This is a genomic window from Stutzerimonas nosocomialis (genome assembly GCF_005876855.1).
GTDB classification, from domain to species: Bacteria; Pseudomonadota; Gammaproteobacteria; order Pseudomonadales; family Pseudomonadaceae; genus Stutzerimonas; species Stutzerimonas nosocomialis.
In genome coordinates this window covers 1-17,330 of record NZ_QLAE01000001.1, presented here as the reverse complement: position 1 = coordinate 17,330, position 17,330 = coordinate 1, and the positions used below count along the sequence as shown (strand labels likewise).

10 protein-coding genes and 1 tRNA gene are annotated in these 17,330 nt (G+C 67.3%); 10 read left to right on the top strand and 1 reads right to left on the bottom strand.

Features of this window, described 5'->3' with window-relative positions; genetic code table 11:
• Window position 1: 1 nt before the first annotated feature.
• Complete coding sequence (locus tag DN824_RS00055; protein WP_138406343.1) at window positions 2-2,863, bottom strand: putative bifunctional diguanylate cyclase/phosphodiesterase; 2,862 nt, start codon at window positions 2,861-2,863, stop codon at window positions 2-4.
• 250 nt (window positions 2,864-3,113) lie between these two features.
• On the opposite strand from DN824_RS00055, the gene uvrD reads away from it, so the two are divergent.
• The 10 genes from uvrD (at window position 3,114) to DN824_RS00005 (ending at window position 17,293) form a co-directional block, all read left to right on the top strand.
• On the top strand, window positions 3,114-5,294 hold the full coding sequence (gene uvrD, locus DN824_RS00050; protein ID WP_138406342.1) for a DNA helicase II: 2,181 nt from the start codon (window positions 3,114-3,116) through the stop codon (window positions 5,292-5,294).
• Window positions 5,295-5,509: 215 nt separating this feature from the next.
• Window positions 5,510-6,607, top strand: coding sequence for a TRAP transporter substrate-binding protein (locus DN824_RS00045; protein ID WP_138406341.1), 1,098 nt, complete (start codon window positions 5,510-5,512; stop codon window positions 6,605-6,607).
• Window positions 6,608-6,822: 215 nt separating this feature from the next.
• Window positions 6,823-7,650: a Tim44 domain-containing protein gene (locus DN824_RS00040; protein WP_138406340.1), complete on the top strand. Its 828-nt coding sequence runs from the start codon at window positions 6,823-6,825 to the stop codon at window positions 7,648-7,650.
• Window positions 7,651-7,921: 271 nt separating this feature from the next.
• On the top strand, window positions 7,922-10,993 hold the full coding sequence (gene fdnG / locus DN824_RS00035) for a formate dehydrogenase-N subunit alpha (protein ID WP_138406339.1): 3,072 nt from the start codon (window positions 7,922-7,924) through the stop codon (window positions 10,991-10,993).
• On the top strand, window positions 10,994-11,923 hold the full coding sequence (gene fdxH / locus DN824_RS00030; protein ID WP_138406338.1) for a formate dehydrogenase subunit beta: 930 nt from the start codon (window positions 10,994-10,996) through the stop codon (window positions 11,921-11,923). It abuts the gene before it with no gap.
• Window positions 11,924-11,971: 48 nt separating this feature from the next.
• Window positions 11,972-12,601: a formate dehydrogenase subunit gamma gene (locus DN824_RS00025; protein ID WP_138406337.1), complete on the top strand. Its 630-nt coding sequence runs from the start codon at window positions 11,972-11,974 to the stop codon at window positions 12,599-12,601.
• A gap of 176 nt (window positions 12,602-12,777) precedes the next feature.
• The gene (gene fdhE / locus DN824_RS00020; protein ID WP_138406336.1) at window positions 12,778-13,707 is read left to right on the top strand and encodes a formate dehydrogenase accessory protein FdhE; all 930 of its coding nucleotides are present in this window, start codon (window positions 12,778-12,780) and stop codon (window positions 13,705-13,707) included.
• A gap of 136 nt (window positions 13,708-13,843) precedes the next feature.
• Window positions 13,844-15,250, top strand: a complete 1,407-nt coding sequence (gene selA, locus DN824_RS00015; protein ID WP_241666474.1) for an L-seryl-tRNA(Sec) selenium transferase — start codon at window positions 13,844-13,846, stop codon at window positions 15,248-15,250.
• Entirely contained in the window at window positions 15,247-17,163 is a 1,917-nt protein-coding gene (gene selB / locus DN824_RS00010) for a selenocysteine-specific translation elongation factor (RefSeq protein WP_138406334.1), read from the top strand. The genes selA and selB overlap by 4 nt, the downstream gene beginning before the upstream one ends.
• Window positions 17,164-17,197: 34 nt before the next feature.
• A tRNA-Sec gene (locus tag DN824_RS00005) sits at window positions 17,198-17,293 on the top strand.
• Window positions 17,294-17,330: the final 37 nt, after the last annotated feature.

The following is a 17,330-nucleotide window of genomic DNA, read 5'->3' as shown; positions in this document are numbered from 1 at the left end:
ATCAGGCCAGCATCTTGACGATGCCTGCCGCCTCCACCGGCGCGCTCAGCAGGTAGCCCTGGATCTCGTCGCACCCGTGCGCCATGAGAAAGTCCATCTGGCCCTGGGTCTCGACGCCCTCGGCCACCACCTTCAGCTCCAGGCTGTGGGCCATGGCGATGATCGCGCGGATGATCGCGGCGTCCTCGCCGGACTGCTCGAGCTCGGCGACGAAGGACTTGTCGATCTTCACGTAATCGACCGGGAAGCGCTTGAGGTAGCTGAGCGAGGAATAGCCGGTGCCGAAGTCGTCGATCGCCAGGCTCACGCCCATGGCGCGCAGCTGGCGGCAGGTATCGATGGCGTTCTCGATGTCGTCGAGCATCTGGCTTTCGGTGAGCTCGAGTTCCAGCAGCCTGGCGGGCAGGCCGGTCTCGTCGAGCACCTGGCGCACCTGGCTGACCAGGTTGCCCTGGCGCAGCTGCTTGACCGACAGGTTCACCGAGACCCGCAGCTCCGCCAGCCCCTGCCGCTGCCAGCGCCGCGCCTGCGCACAGGCCTGGCGCAGCACGGATTCGCCCAGCGGAATGATCAGGCCGGTGGCTTCGGCCAACGCGATGAACTGCCCAGGACCGATCAGCCCCTGCTGTGGGTGGCGCCAGCGCACCAGCGCCTCGACCGCCTCCAGCCGGTCGCTCGCCAGGCACAGACGCGGCTGATAGAACACCTCCAGCTGCCCGGCATCGAGCGCCTTGCGCAGCTCGTTCTCCAACTGCAGGTTTTCCAGGCTCGAGGCGCGCAGACGGTCGGTGAAGAACTGCAGCGTATTGCCGCCCAGGTGCTTGGCCTGCTGCATGGCCATGTTCGCCTGACGCAGCAGCATGCTGCCTTCGCGGGCGTTCTCCGGCATCAGGCTGACGCCGATCGAGGCGCTGATCACCAGCTCCTGGCCGCCCACCACGATCGGCTTGCGGATGCGCGACAACAGGCGGCTGCCGAGCCGGGCGAGGCTCGACAGGCTGGCGTAGGCATCGAGCAGCACGACGAACTCGTCCCCCGACAGCCGCGCCAGGGTGTCGGCCTCCGACAGGCTGTGCGCCAGGCGCCGCGAGACCTCGACCAGCAGCTCGTCGGCGACCTCGTGCCCGAGGCTTTCGTTGAGCTGGTTGAAACGGTCGAGGTCGATGTACAGCACCGCCAGGTTGCGCCCGTTCTGGCGCACCCGCTGGCAGGCCTCGCTCAGGCGCTCCTTGAGCAGGCTGCGATTGGCCAGACCCGTCAGGTCGTCGTAGAGGGTCAGGTAGCGCAGCCGCTCCTCCACCTTGTGCCGCAGGCTCAGGTCGGAGATGAAGCCCACCACGTAGGCGACGCGCCCCTGCTCGTTGCGCACCACCTGCATCTGCACCCACTGCGGGTAGACCTCGCCGTTTCGCCGCGTCTCGACCAGCTCGCCCTGCCAGCGATCGTGGGCCTCCAGCGCCCCGCGCACCGCCGCGTACTGGCGCTGCGACGCCTGTGAACTGGCCAGCCGCGCCACGCTGCGCCCGATCAGCTCCTCGCGGCGATAGCCGGACAGTGCGCAGCAGGCCTGGTTGATCGCCAGGATCCGGTATTCCGGGTCCATGATCACCATGCCTTCGCCGGCGGCCTCGAACACCGTCGCCGCCAGGCGCTGCTGCTCGACCTGATGGCGGCTGGCCGTGATGTCGCGGCGGGTGCCGACCATCCGCACCACCCGCCCGCCGGCGTCACGCTCGATGGCACGGCCACGGTCCTCCACCCACAGCCAGTCCCCGTCGGCCTGGCGCGCGCGGTATTCGACCATGTACATCTCGCTCTCGCCCTTGAGGTGAGCGATGAGCGTCTGGCGCATCGGCTCGCGATCGTCCGGGTGGATCTCGGGGCGCGGCTGCCCGGCCAGCCGCGCCTGGTCGTCCCGCCCGACGCCGAACACGATGTCCAGGTGCTGGTGATCGACCGTGCCTTCGCGCATGTTCCAGTCCCACAGGCCCAGGCCACTGGCTTCCAGCGCCAGCGACAGGCGTGCCTGGCTGCGGGTCAGCTCGTCGGTGGTTTTCGCAAGCTCCGCGGTGCGCTCGACCACGCGACGTTCGAGTTCGTCATAGGCCTGGCGCAACTCGTCCTCGGCACGGCCGCGCTGCTCGACCTCGCGCTGCAGCTCGACGTTGAGCCGTTCGCTGCGTTGCCGCGCCTGATCGAGCCTGTCGATCAGGCTCAGGTTCTGCGCGCGCTGCCCGAGGTTGTAGAGGTTGAGCCGGTTCACCTGCCAGGCGACCACCACCAGGGTCGCCTGCAGCATCAGCGCCAGCACGCCCCAGCCCTGCTGCTCGGTCTCGCCGCTCATGGCCAGGAGTACCCCCGCCGGCAGCAGACATGGCAACGAGGCGCTGAAGAACGCCGGCAGGCTGATGGCGTAGGCGACGCTGGCCGACACCACCACCGCGCTGATCAGGCCATAGAGCAGGGCCTGCTGCAGGAAGCCATGCTCGGGCACCAGGACGACGGCGGCAAAGGCCAGCGCCAGCGCATTGAGCGCATTGCCCACGAGGAACCACCGGTACCAGCCCGCACCGGCCTGCCGGCCCGGCGCGGCCCCTGCGAAGGCGAGAAAGCGGTACAGCCAGGCCAGGCCAAGCAGGCCCGTGGCGCCGAGCCAGCCCTGGAGGGCGTAGCCCGGCGTGCGATCCCAGAGCATCACGACGCCGACCGCGACGGTCACCGCCATGAACCCGGCCGGGATGCACGAGCTGCGATAGAGCAGGCGCGTCGGCTCGACGCCCTGTTCGACCTTGCGGTGGGGGGTCACGGGACGATCTTCCTCGATCGTCGAATCCTGGGCAGTGGCGCGAGCCGATTCGGTCATGGCCTTTCTAATGACTGGGATCGAACGGGCCGGTGACGGGCTCGCGAACGGACAACGAAACCGTACTGGCACCTTGGCAGCTTAGTCCCGTTTCGGCCTGGCACAAGTGCGCGGCCCCGAAGCTTCCGACCGGCTGCGCATCGGCGTCGACGGTCCGGCAACGCCCTGGACCGGCGCTTCGCTGCGGGCGACCGACAGATCCGGACAGGCTGGCAAGCGAATCGCCCGCATTTGCGGCTAGAATGGCGCGATGCATGACGATCTCTCCCTCCTTCTGAATTCCCTCAACGAGGCCCAGCGCCAGGCCGTGGCCGCGCCCCTGGGCCGTCAACTGGTACTGGCCGGCGCCGGCTCGGGCAAGACCCGGGTGCTGGTGCACCGCATCGCCTGGCTGCACCAGGTCGAGCGCGCCTCGCTGCACTCGGTGCTGTCGGTGACCTTCACCAACAAGGCCGCCGCCGAGATGCGCCACCGCATCGAACAGCTGCTGAAGGTCAACCCGCAGGGCATGTGGGTCGGCACCTTCCACGGCCTGGCCCACCGCCTGCTGCGCGCGCACTGGCGCGAGGCCAGGCTGGCCGAGAACTTCCAGATCCTCGATTCCGACGACCAGCAGCGCCTGGTCAAGCGGGTGATCCGCGAGCTCGGCCTGGACGAACAGCGCTGGCCGGCGCGCCAGGCCCAGTGGTGGATCAACGGCCAGAAGGACGAGGGGCTGCGCCCGCAACACATTCAGGCGGGCGGCGACCTGTTCCTCGCCACCATGGTGAAGCTCTACGAAGCCTACGAAGCGGCCTGCGCCCGCGCCGGGGTCATCGATTTCTCCGAGCTGCTGCTGCGCGCCCTCGACCTGTGGCGGGATCACCCGGGCCTGCTGGAGCACTACCAGCGCCGTTTCCGCCACATCCTGGTCGACGAGTTCCAGGACACCAACGCCGTGCAGTACGCCTGGCTGCGGCTGCTCGCCAAGGGCGGCGAGAGCCTCATGGTGGTGGGCGACGACGACCAGTCGATCTATGGCTGGCGCGGCGCGCGGATCGAGAACCTGCACCAGTTCAGCCAGGACTTCCCGGATGCCGAAACCATTCGCCTGGAGCAGAACTACCGCTCCACGGCCTGCATCCTCAAGGCCGCCAACGCGCTGATCGCCAACAACCAGGGCCGTCTGGGCAAGGAGCTGTGGACCGAAGGCTGCGAGGGCGAGCCGATCAGCCTGTATGCCGCCTTCAACGAGCATGACGAAGCGCGCTACGTGGTCGAGACCATCGAATCGACCCTCAAGACGGGCGTGACCCGCAGCGAGATCGCCATCCTCTACCGTTCCAACGCCCAGTCGCGGGTGCTCGAGGAAGCCTTGCTGCGCGAGCGCATCCCCTACCGCATCTACGGCGGCCAGCGCTTCTTCGAGCGCGCCGAGATCAAGAACGCGATGGCCTACCTGCGCCTGATCCAGACCCGCCACAACGATGCGGCGCTGGAGCGGGTGATCAACGTGCCGGCACGCGGCATCGGCGAGAAGACCGTCGAGAGCCTGCGCCAGCTGGCGCGCGCCGAGGACATCTCCCTGTGGGCCGCCGTGCACCAGGCGGTCGGCACCAAGGTGGTGTCAGGCCGAGCCGCCAGCGCGCTGAAGGCCTTCATCGAACTGGTCGACACCCTGGCGCTGAAGGTCGAGGGCATGCAGCTGCACAACATGGCGCAGCTAGTGATCGAACAATCGGGCCTGCTGGCCTATCACCGCGACGAGAAGGGCGAGAAGGCCCAGGCACGGGTGGAAAACCTCGAGGAACTGGTCTCGGCCGCCCGCGCCTTCGACCACTACAGCGACGATGTCGACGACGAGCAGACGCCGCTGGCCGCCTTCCTCGACCACGCCTCGCTGGAGGCCGGCGAGCAGCAGGCCGGCGACCACGAGGACAGCGTCCAGCTGATGACCCTGCACAGCGCCAAGGGCCTCGAGTTCCCCGTGGTGTTCCTGGTCGGCATGGAAGAAGGCCTGTTCCCGCACAAGATGAGCCTCGAAGAGGCCGGGCGCCTGGAAGAAGAGCGTCGCCTGGCCTACGTCGGCATCACCCGTGCGATGCAGCACCTCTACGTGACCTACGCCGAAACCCGGCGGCTCTACGGCAGCGAGACCTACAACAAGGTCTCGCGCTTCGTCCGCGAGATTCCGCCCGCGCTGATCAGCGAAGTGCGCCTGAACAATACCGTCAGCCGCTCGTTCGACACCCGCAGCGCCTCGATCTTCGCCGGCGCCGGGGTCCCGGAAACCCCGTTCAGCCTGGGCCAGCGCGTGCGCCATTCGCTGTTCGGCGAAGGCACCATCCTCAACTTCGAAGGCTCCGGCGCCCAGGCGCGGGTGCAGGTCAATTTCGAGGACGAAGGCAGCAAGTGGCTGATGCTCAGCTACGCCAAGCTCGAAGCGCTGTAAGCGCAGAACACGCGGCTTCGGCCGCAACGAATTGTCCGGCATGCCGGAACGCCGCCGGAACGCTCCGGCGGCAGCCCGCCGACTTCCACAAGAAGCGAGGGGCAGTGAGACGGCGGCCACCCGCGCCACCGTAACGAGGAAGCAAGGCTGAACCTGGCCGGTCCGCCCAAACAACGACGAGACACCACAGCCCTACGACACTTATCGGAGACACCATGAAACGCCGCCACCTGTTCGGCGCTGCCGCTGCCCTGCTCGCCGCTTTCGGCCTCGCCGGCTGCAATGACGACAAACCCGGCCCGGCCAGCGATGCCCAGGCCGAAAAAGCCAAGACCTACAACTGGAAGATGGTCACCGCCTGGCCGAAGAACTACCCCGGCCTCGGCACCTCCGCCGAACGCCTGGCCGAACGCATAACCGCCATGAGCGGCGGGCGCCTGACCATTCGCGTCTATGCCGCCGGCGAGCTGGTGCCGGCCCTCGAGGTCTTCGACGCGGTCTCGCGCGGCACCGCGGAAATCGGCCACGGCGCCGCCTACTACTGGCGCGGCAAGGTGCCCACCGCACAGTTCTTCACCTCGGTGCCCTTCGGGCTCTCGACCCTGGAGATGAACGCCTGGCTGAACAAGGGCGGCGGCCTGAAGTTCTGGGAAGAGGCCTATGCCCCCTACGGCGTCAAGCCGCTCGCGGCAGGCAACTCCACCATGCAGATGGGCGGCTGGTACAACAAGGAGATCAACTCCCTGGCCGACCTCAAGGGCCTGAAGATCCGCATGCCGGGGCTCGGCGGCGAAGTGCTCAGCCGTCTCGGCGCGACCTCCGTCAACCTGCCCGGCGGCGAGGTGTTCACCGCGCTGCAGACTGGCGCAATCGACGCCACCGACTGGGTAAGCCCCTACAACGACCTGGCGTTCGGCCTGCACAAGGCGGCCAAGTACTACTACTACCCCGGCTGGCAGGAGCCGCAGGCGGTGATCGAGATGCTGATCAACCAGAAGGCCTTCGACAGCCTGCCGGCGGATCTGCAGGCGATCGTCACCGAGGCGGCGCGCGCGGGCAACCAGGACATGGCCGACGATTACGTCTACCACAACGCCATCGCGCTGGAAGAGCTGAAGCAGCAGGGCGTGCAGCTCAAGCGCTTCCCCGACGAAGTGCTCGACGCGATGTACGAGCAGTCCGAGCAGGTGCTGGGCGCCCTGGCTGGCCAGAGCGAGCTGAACGGTCGCATCTGGGCTTCGATGAAGGCGTTCCAGGAACAGGTCAAGCCGATGCAGGAGATCTCCGAGAAGGAGCTCTACAACTGGCGCTAAGCCTGCTGTCCCGAAAAACGGAGCCCTCGGGCTCCGTTTTTTTTTCCTTTATCAGCGCTTCGCCCGGGCGCCCCGCAGGGCGCGGTTCAGACACTGCCGAAGGCAATGCCGGCGTGCAGGGCAAAAGCCGGTAACATACTCCCCCTGGCCAATGCCTTCCCGGCTGGGCAGGATGACGCGCGTAACGCCCTTTCAGTTATCAGTGGGAATACAGAATGCATCGTGTGCTTAGCCTTTTCATGGCGCTGTGTATCGGCCTGACCCTCAGTCTCGATGCCAACGCCAAGCGTTTCGGCGGTGGCAAGAGCTTCGGCTCCGCACCGAGCCATCAGTCGCGTCAGGCGCAACCGCAAACCCAGCGCACCGACGCCGCCCAGGCCGGCCGTCAACAGCCGTCGGCCGCCAGCCGTGGTCTCGGCATGCTCGGCGCACTGGCCGCCGGTGGCCTGCTCGCCGCGCTGTTCATGGGGGGTGGCTTCGAAGGCATCAACTTCATGGACATCCTGATCTTCGCCATCATCGGCTTCCTGCTGTTCCGCTTCCTGGCCGCGCGTCGTCGCCAGCAGCAGCCCGCCATGGCCGGCCACGCGCCGATGCAGCGTGAAATGCCGCAGCAGTCGATCTTCGGCGGCAGCGCCAGCAGCGTGGCGCCGGCACCGGTGATCAATGCCCCGAGCTGGTTCAACGAGCAGAGCTTCGTCTCCGCCGCCCGCGAGCATTTCCTTTCGCTGCAGCAGCACTGGGATGCCAACGAGATGGACAAGATCGCCGAGTTCGTCACCCCGCAGCTGCTCGACTTCCTCAAGCGCGAGCGTGCGGAGCTGGGCGAAGGCTACCAGTCGACCTACATCGACGACCTGCAGATCCAGCTCGACGGCGTGGATGACCAAGCCGACAAGACCATCGCGACCCTGACCTTCATCGGTCTTTCCAAGACCTCGCGCTTCGACCAGGGCGAGCCCTTCAGCGAAAGCTGGCGGATGGAACGCGTCCAGGGCGAGAACCAGCCCTGGCTGGTGGCGGGAATTCGCCAGAACGGTTGATCGCGCCTCGCTTCAGGAAAACCCGGGCCATGCCCGGGTTTTTTTATGCGCGCCTTTAGACTTTAGTCTTACCACTCGTCGCCAACGCAGCCTTCGGGCCGCCCGCTCACGCAAAAAGCACACGTATTTCAAGCCTTTAAGCCTCCACACGTTCTATCCGGGAATGGCTCTCATCTCGGAATTTTTAGCGCACCCGATTGTCGCGATTGGCTAAGATGGCACTCTGGCGCCGGCAAAGCATCGGCGACCTTTAGCCCGATAGGAGTCTTCGATGGACATGAACCGTCGACAATTCTTCAAGGTCGCCGCCGTCGGCCTTGGAGGATCCAGCCTTGCGGCACTAGGCATGGCGCCTGAGCCAGCCTTCGCCGAACAGGTGCGTCAGTTCAAGCTGACCCACACCAAAGAGACGCGCAACACCTGCCCCTACTGCTCCGTAGGTTGCGGCCTGATCCTGTACAGCCAGGGCGATGGCGGCAAGAACGTCGCGCAGAACATCATCCACATCGAAGGCGACGCCGACCATCCGGTCAACCGCGGCACCCTGTGCCCGAAGGGCGCGGGCCTGCTGGACTTCGTCAAGAGCCCGAACCGCCTCAAGTACCCCGAGGTGCGCAAGCCGGGTTCCAACGAGTGGACGCGCATCTCCTGGGACGAGGCGCTCGACCGCATCGCCACCCTGATGAAGGAAGACCGCGACGCCAACTTCATCGCCCAGAATGCCCAGGGCCAGACGGTAAACCGCTGGACCTCGGTCGGCTTCCTCGCCGCCTCCGCTTCTTCCAACGAAGCCGGATACCTGACGCACAAGGTCGTGCGCAACCTCGGCATGGTGGGATTCGATAACCAAGCGCGTGTCTGACACGGCCCGACGGTGGCAAGTCTTGCCCCGACGTACGGCCGTGGCGCCATGACCAACACCTGGACCGACATCGGCAACGCCGATCTGGTTCTGGTAATGGGTGGCAACGCAGCTGAAGCCCATCCCTGCGGCTTCAAATGGGTAACCGAAGCGAAGGCCCACAACAAGGCGCGCCTGATCGTCGTCGATCCGCGCTATACGCGTACGGCCGCCGTGTCGGACTACTACGCGCCCATCCGCACGGGTACCGACATCGCCTTCATGGGCGGTCTGATCAATTACCTGATCAGCAACGACAAGATTCAGCACGAGTACGTGCGCAACTACACCGACGTGTCCTTCATCGTGAAGGAAGGCTTCGGCTTCGAGGACGGTCTGTTCAGCGGCTACGACGCGGACAAGCGCACCTACTCGGACAAGTCGTCCTGGGGCTATGAGCTCGACGAACAGGGCTTCGCCAAGGTCGACAAGACGCTCGAGCATCCGCGTTGCGTGTTCCAGCTGATGAAGCAGCACTACAGCCGCTACACGCCCGAACTCGCCAGCCAGATCTGCGGCATGCCGCAGGACAAGATGCTGACCGTCTGGGAAGAGATCGCCACCTGCTCGGCACCGGGCAAGACCATGACGATCCTCTACGCCCTGGGCTGGACGCAGCATTCGATCGGCGCGCAGATCATCCGCAGTGCGGCCATGGTCCAGCTGCTGCTGGGCAACGTCGGCATGCCGGGCGGCGGCGTGAACGCGCTGCGCGGTCACTCCAACATCCAGGGTCTGACCGACCTGGGCCTGCTCTCGAACCTGCTGCCGGGCTACATGACCCTGGCCGGCGATGCCGAGCAGGACTTCGGTACCTATATCGACAAGCGCGCGCTCAAGCCGCTGCGTCCGGGCCAGACGTCCTACTGGCAGAACTACGGCAAGTTCCACGTCAGCCTGATGAAGGCCTGGTACGGCAAGGCCGCCACCGCCGAAAACGACTGGTGCTACGACTACCTGCCCAAGCTCGACTTCGGCGGCGCCGGCTACGACGTGCTGCGCATGTTCGACATGATGTCGCGCGGCGAAGTCCACGGCTATTTCTGCCAGGGCTTCAACCCGATCGCCTCGCTGCCGGACAAGAACCGCGTGCTCAAGTCGCTGGCCAAGCTCAAGTGGCTGGTGGTGATGGACCCACTGGCGACCGAAACGGCCGAGTTCTGGCGCAACGCCGGCGAATTCAACGAGATCGATACCGCCTCGGTCGAGACCGAAGTGTTCCGCCTGCCGACCACCTGCTTCGCCGAGGAAGACGGCTCGCTGGTCAACAGCACCCGCTGGCTGCAGTGGCACTGGAAAGCCGCCGACGCCCCCGGCGAAGCGCGCACCGACATCGAGATCATGTCCGGCCTGTTCCTGCGACTGCGCGAGCGCTATCGCACCGAAGGCGGCGCCTATGCCGATCCGATCCTCAATCTGCACTGGCCCTACAAGGTCGCCCACGAGCCGTCGCCCGAGGAAATCGCCAAGGAGTTCAACGGCTACGCGGTCACCGACGTCACCGATGCCAGCGGCGCGGTGATCAAGGCCGGCCAGCAGCTGTCGGGCTTCGGCCAGCTGAAGGACGATGGCAGCACCGCTTCGGGTTGCTGGATCTTCTGCGGCAGCTGGACCGAACAGGGCAACCAGATGGCGCGGCGCGACAACAGCGACCCGCACCACATGAAGCAGCACCTGGGCTGGGCCTGGGCGTGGCCGATGAACCGCCGCATTCTCTACAACCGTGCTTCGGCGGACCCGGCAGGCAAGCCCTGGGCGGCGAACAAGAAGGCGGTGTGGTGGAACGGCAGCAGCTGGACCGGTACCGACGTGCCCGACTACGGCCCGACCGTGGCGCCGGAAGCCGGGGTCAACCCGTTCATCATGAACCCCGAAGGCGTTGCGCGCTTCTTCGCGGTCGACAAGATGGCCGAGGGCCCCTTCCCCGAGCACTACGAGCCGTTCGAGACGCCGATCGGGGTCAACCCGCTGCATCCGAACAACAAGAAGGTCATCAGCAGCCCGGCTGCGCGGATCTTCGATTCGGTATGGGACAGCCTCGGCGAGGCGAAGGACTACCCCTATGCGGCGACGACCTACCGCCTGACCGAGCACTTCCACTTCTGGACCAAGCACTGCCGCCTGAACGCCATCGTCCAGCCCGAGCAGTTCGTCGAGATCGGCGAAGCGCTGGCCAAGGAGAAGGGCATCGCCGCGGGCGATCGCGTCCGGGTGACCTCCAAGCGGGGCTACATCGAATGCGTCGCGGTGGTGACCAAGCGCATCCGTCCGCTGCAGGTGAACAACCAGACGGTCCACCACGTCGGCATTCCGATCCACTGGGGCTTCACCGGCGTCGCGCGTCCAGGCTTCATCGCCAACACGCTGGTGCCTTACCTCGGCGACGGTAATACCCAGACGCCGGAATCGAAGTCGTTCCTGGTCAACCTGGAGAAGGCATAAATGGCTACGCAGAACATCATTGCCCGCTCCGCGACGACCACCACGCCGCCGTCGATCCGCCAGGTCGACGAGGTCGCCAAGCTGATCGACGTGTCCAAGTGCATCGGTTGCAAGGCCTGCCAGGTCGCCTGCTCGGAATGGAACGAGCTGCGCGACGAGGTCGGCCACACCCATGGCACCTACGACAACCCGGCGGACCTGACGGCCGAATCCTGGACGCTGATGCGCTTCACCGAGCACGAGAACACCGCCGGTGATCTGGAATGGCTGATCCGCAAGGACGGCTGCATGCATTGCGCCGAGCCCGGCTGCCTCACGGCGTGCCCGAGCCCGGGCGCGATCGTGCAGTACGCCAACGGCATCGTCGACTTCAACCAGGACAAGTGCATCGGCTGCGGCTATTGCGTCACCGGTTGTCCGTTCAACATTCCGCGCATCTCGGAGAAGGACAAGAAGGCGTACAAGTGCACGCTGTGCAACGACCGCGTGACCGTCGGCCTGGAACCGGCCTGCGTGAAGACCTGCCCCACCGGGGCGATCGTCTTCGGCAGCAAGGACGACATGAAGCACCACGCCGAAGAACGCATCGAGGACCTCAAGTCCCGCGGCTTCGAGAACGCCGGTCTGTATGACCCGGCGGGCGTTGGCGGCACCCATGTCATGTACGTGCTGCACCACGCGGACAAGCCGTCGCTCTATGCCGACCTGCCCAACGAGCCGGCCATCAGCCCGATGGTCAGCCTGTGGAAGGGGGTCACCAAGCCGTTCGCGCTGCTGGCCATGGGCGCCGCGGTACTTGCCGGCTTCTTCCACTACGTGCGGGTCGGACCCCAGCGCGTGGAGGAGGAAGAGGAGCACGAGGCCCCTGCCGAGCCTGTCGTCAAGAAACAGGACCCGGCAGTACACACCTTCGACCCCAGGCAGCCTTGAGGCGTGTGCGCCGCCCCTGACCGGGCGGCGCGCACAGGAGCGGCAATCATGAAAAAAGACGATATCCAGCGTTACAACGCCAACGAGCGCAGCAACCACTGGGCGGTGGCGATCCTGTTCATCCTCGCCGGCCTGTCCGGACTGGCCTTGTTCCACCCGGCACTGTTCTGGTTGAGCAACCTGTTCGGCGGCGGCCCCTGGACGCGCATCCTGCACCCGTTCCTGGGTGTGGCGATGTACGTCCTGTTCCTCGGGCTGATGGTGCGTTTCTGGCGCTCCAACTACTTCAGCGGCAACGACCGCAAGTGGCTGGGCAGCCTGGACAAAGTGCTGCGCAACGAGGAAGAAGGCGTACCGCCGATCGGCAAGTACAACCCCGGGCAGAAGCTGCTGTTCTGGGTCCTGGTCGTCACCATGCTGGTGCTGCTGCTCAGCGGGGTGGTGATCTGGCGCGAGTACTTCAGCCACCTGTTCGGCATCGAGCTGATCCGCCTGAGCGCGCTGCTGCACGCCTCGGCGGCCTTCGTGCTGGTGATGGCGATCATCGTGCACGTCTACGCGGCGATCTGGATCAAGGGCTCCTTCGGCGCCATGATGTCCGGCCGCGTCAGCCGCCTGTGGGCCAAGAAGCACCACCAGCTGTGGTACGACGAAGTCACCAAGCAGGAACGCAAGTAAGGACGCGACGGGCAGTCCGCTGCCCGTCGCTCCCCCTCTTCCGCCCGCCGTCCCGCACCGGGGAGGCGGGCACCCGGCGACCGGCGGCACGCCGACGGCCATGACAGCCGAACCCGCCTTGATAACATCCATGGCGCCTGTCCATCAGGCGCCATCCATTTCCAAAGGAGCCCTCCGTGGCTGGTCAGATCCTCGAGCCGGAGCAGATTGCAGCCTCGGCCGCCACTCCCCCCTTCATCCACCTGCCTCCGGCCAGACTCTTCGCCCTGCGCGCCGCACGGCTGGAAACGCTGGCCGAAGGCAACCCGCTGGGCGACTACCTGCGCCTGGTGGCGGGCCTGTGCCGTGCCCAGCAGCAGGTGCTGGACAACCCGCCGGCCATGCCCGAGCGCGACGAGAACCGCCTCGAGCAGAGCCGCAAGCACGGCATGCCGCCGCTGGCCGCCGACACCCTGGTGCGTGAAGACGCTTGGCTGACCCTGCTCGACGCCCTGCTCCGGGCTTATCCCACGCCGGACAACCCCCAGGTCAAGGCGGCGCTGGAGCAACTCAAGGAAGCCGACGCAGGACAGCGCCGCGCCTGGGCGGTGCTCCTGCTGGCCGGCCAGTACGATGGCGTTCCCGCCGCCGTGGTGCCCTTCCTCGGCGCCGGCCTGCAAGTCGCCTGGAGCCACTGGCTGCTCGACCTGCCGGAAGACAGCGTGAGCGACATCGGCAGCGGCAGCCGTTGCCCCTGCTGCGGTTCGCCGGCGATGGCCGGGGTGATCCGCCACCGTGGCAAGCACAACGGCCTGCGCTACCTGGTCTGCTCGCTGTGCGCCTGCGAATGGCACTTCGTACGGGTCAAGTGCACCGGCTGCGAATCGAGCGAGGGGCTGGACTACGTCAGCCTCGAGACCGACAAGGTCACCGCCGAAAAGGCGCCGCTCAAGGCCGAGACCTGCCCGAGCTGCAAGACCTACTTCAAGCAGGTCTACCTGGAGCTGGACGCCGATGCCGAAGCGCTGTCGGCCGACCTCGCGAGCCTGGCGCTGGACATGCGCCTGGATGCCGAGGGCTTCCAGCGCCAGGCGCCCAACCTGCTGCTCGCGCCCGGCGGAGAGTGACGTCCAGCGGTGCCTGCCCCGTGCAGGCACCGCCTGGAACCCTGCGTTGGGCTTGCCGCCCACATTGCCCTACAATCCTTCGGTCCATTGCCGGAGTGATCTGAATGCCTTCCAGCCTGCTGCCGAGTCTCGGCGCATGACCGTCTTCCGCCTGCCTTCCGTTGACCGCCTGCTGCGCAGCCCCGCGTGCCAGCCCCTGGCCGAACGCTACGGCCGCGAATCCCTTCTCGATACCCTGCGCCAGCTGCTCGACGAGCTGCGCGAACCGGCCCGCCAGGGCCAGCTCAGCGAAGTCGAACTGAGCGAAGCGGTATTGGCCGGACGCGCTGGGGAACGTCTCGATGCCCGTCACCGCAGCCGTATCCGGCGCGTGTTCAACCTGACCGGCACCGTGCTGCACACCAACCTCGGCCGCGCGCTGCTGCCCGAAGAAGCCATCGAAGCGGTAGCCCATGCCGCGCGCTACCCGCTGAACCTGGAATTCGATCTCGCCACCGGCAAGCGTGGCGACCGCGACGACCTCATCGAAGGCCTGATCCGGGAACTGACCGGCGCCGAGGCGGTGACCGTGGTCAACAACAACGCCGCCGCGGTGCTGCTGGCGCTCAACAGCCTCGGCGCGCGCAAGGAAGGCATCATCTCCCGTGGCGAGCTGATCGAGATCGGTGGCGCCTTCCGCATCCCGGACATCATGGCCCGCGCCGGCGTGAAGCTGCACGAGATCGGCACCACCAACCGCACCCATGCCCGCGACTACGAAAACGCCATCGGCCCGCGCAGCGGCCTGCTGATGCGCGTGCACACCAGCAACTACACGGTTCAGGGCTTCACCAACAGCGTCGCCACCGCCGAAATCGCGGCCATCGCCGACCGCCATCAGTTGCCCCTGCTCGAAGACCTGGGCAGCGGTAGCCTGGTCGACCTCACACGCTGGGGCCTGCCCAAGGAGCCGACGGTGCAGGAGGCGCTGCGCGACGGCGCCGACATCGTCACCTTCAGCGGCGACAAACTGCTCGGCGGCCCCCAGGCGGGGCTGATCGTCGGCCACAAGGACCTGATCGCGCGGATCAAGAAGAACCCGCTCAAGCGCGCCCTGCGGGTCGACAAGCTGACCCTCGCCGCCCTCGAAGCCGTGCTCTCCCTCTACCGCGACCCCGATCGCCTCGCCGAACGGCTGACCAGCCTGCGCCTGCTCAGCCGCCCCCAGGCCGACATCCGCCTGCAGGCGCAGCGGCTGGCCCCGCTGCTGGCAGAGCAGCTGGGCAGCGCCTGGCAGGTCGAGACGATCGATGCGCTGGGCATGATCGGCAGCGGCACCCAGCCGGTGGCGCGGCTGCCCAGCGCGGCCCTGTGCCTGCGCCCGCAGCAGTCCAAGCGGCTCAAGGGCCGCAGCCTGCGCCAGCTCGAGGAAGCCCTGCGCGGCCTCCCGATCCCGGTGCTCGGGCGCACCGCCGACGACGCGCTCTGGCTCGACCTGCGCCAGCTCGACGATGAAGCCGCCTTCCTCGCCCAGCTCCCGCAGTTGGCCGGAGCCCTGGCATGATCGTCGGCACCGCGGGTCACATCGACCACGGCAAGACCTCCCTGCTCAAGGCCCTGACCGGCGGCGAAGGCGATCGCCGCCGCGAGGAGCGCGAGCGCGGCATCACCATCGACCTGGGCTACCTCTACGCCCCCCTGGGCGAAGGCACCCTCACCGGCTTCATCGACGTGCCCGGCCACGAGCGCTTCGTGCACAACATGCTGGCCGGTGCCAGCGGCATCGACCTGGTGCTGCTGGTGGTCGCCGCCGACGACGGCGTGATGCCGCAGACCCGCGAGCACCTGGCCATCGTCGAACTGCTGGGCATCGGCCAGGCGCTGGTGGCCCTGACCAAGACCGACCGGGTATCCGAATCGCGCATCGCCGAAGTACGGGCACAGGTCGACGCCCTGTTGGCGCCCGGGCCGCTCGCCGGCGCGCCCTGCTTCCCCGTCTCGAGCCTGACCGGCGCCGGCGTCGGCGCCTTGCGCGAGGCGCTGGTCGAACGCGCCCTGGCCTGCCAGGCGCGTGCCGACCAGGGCCACTTCCGGCTCGCCATCGACCGCGCCTTCAGCGTCAGTGGCGCCGGGGTGGTGGTCACCGGCACCAGTTTCGCCGGCACCGTGAAGGTCGGCGACGAGCTGACCCTGAGCCCATCGGGCAAGACGGTGCGGGTACGCGGCCTGCATGCGCAGAACCGCGAAGCCGACCAGGCCCGCGCCGGCCAGCGGGTCGCCCTGAACCTTGCCGGCGAGCGGCTCAGCGTCGAGCAGATCCACCGTGGCGACTGGCTGCTGGCGCCCATGCTGCACGCCCCGACCACCCGCCTCGACGTCGAGCTCGACCTGCTGCCCAGCGAGGCCCGCGACCTCAAGCACTGGACGCCCTTGCACATCCACCTGGGTGCCCAGGACGTCACCGGGCGCCTGGCGCTGCTCGAAGGCGAAAGCCTCGCGCCCGGCAGTCGCGGCTTCGCCCAGCTGCTGCTCAACGCCCCGGCCCATGCGGTGCATGGCGACCGCGTCGTGCTGCGCGACCAGTCGGCCCAGCGCACCCTGGGCGGCGCCCGTGTCCTCGACCCCTTCGCGCCGCCGCGCAACCGTCGCCGCGAAGCGCGCCTGGCGCAGTTGCGGGCGCTCACCCGCGAAGGACTGGAAGCGGCGCTGCCAGCCCTGCTCGGCGAAACCGACAACGGCCTGGACCCGCTCCTGCTCGAACGCCAGTTCAACCGCCCGCGACAGGGCTGGCAATTGCCCGACTCGGCCATCGAGATCGCTACCCGCGCAGGTCCCCGCCTGCTGGAACGCGGCCGCTGGCAGCAGCTGGAAACCGAACTCGTCCAGGCACTGCAGCGCTTTCACGAAGAACAGCCCGACGAACTCGGTCCTGACCGCGACCGCCTGCGCCGCTTCGCCCTGCCGCAACTGGAACGACCGCTGTTCATCGCCCTGCTCGAGCAGGCGATGGCGCACGCACAGATCGAGGCCAGCGGCCCCTGGCTGCATCGCCCCGACCACCGGGTGCGCCTGAGCGACGAGGAAGAAGCGCTCAAGGCCCGCCTCTGGCCACTGCTCGAAGCCGGCCGCTTCGACCCGCCCTGGGTACGCGACCTGGCCCGGGAACTCGCCGTCGACGAAGCCCGGATGCGCCTGCTGCTGCGCAAGCTCGCCCGCCTCGGCCTGCTGCAACAGGTGGTCAAGGACCTCTTCTACCCGGAGGCGACGCTCAAGACCCTCGCCGAAATCGCCCTGGACCTCGAAGCCACCAGCGGCGTGATCCGCGCCGCCGCGTTCCGCGACCGCATCGGCCTGGGCCGCAAACGCAGCATCCAGCTCCTCGAGCACCTGGACCGCATCGGCTTCACCCGCCGCTTCGGCAACGAACGCAAGATCCGCCGCGACAGCGCCTTGGCATCATCAGCGCAGCTCGGGTAGGCTGCGCATCCGGCTGTTCAGCCGGTCGCCTCTTGGAAGGCAATCGCACCCGGTGGTGCGGCCGGGCTTCAAACCCGGTTGGGGACGGCAGCCGTTCCCGGGTGGGTTCGACTCCCACTGCCTTCCGCCATCTTCTGCCCGCTCCCTACCCACACCCTCCCCCCGCT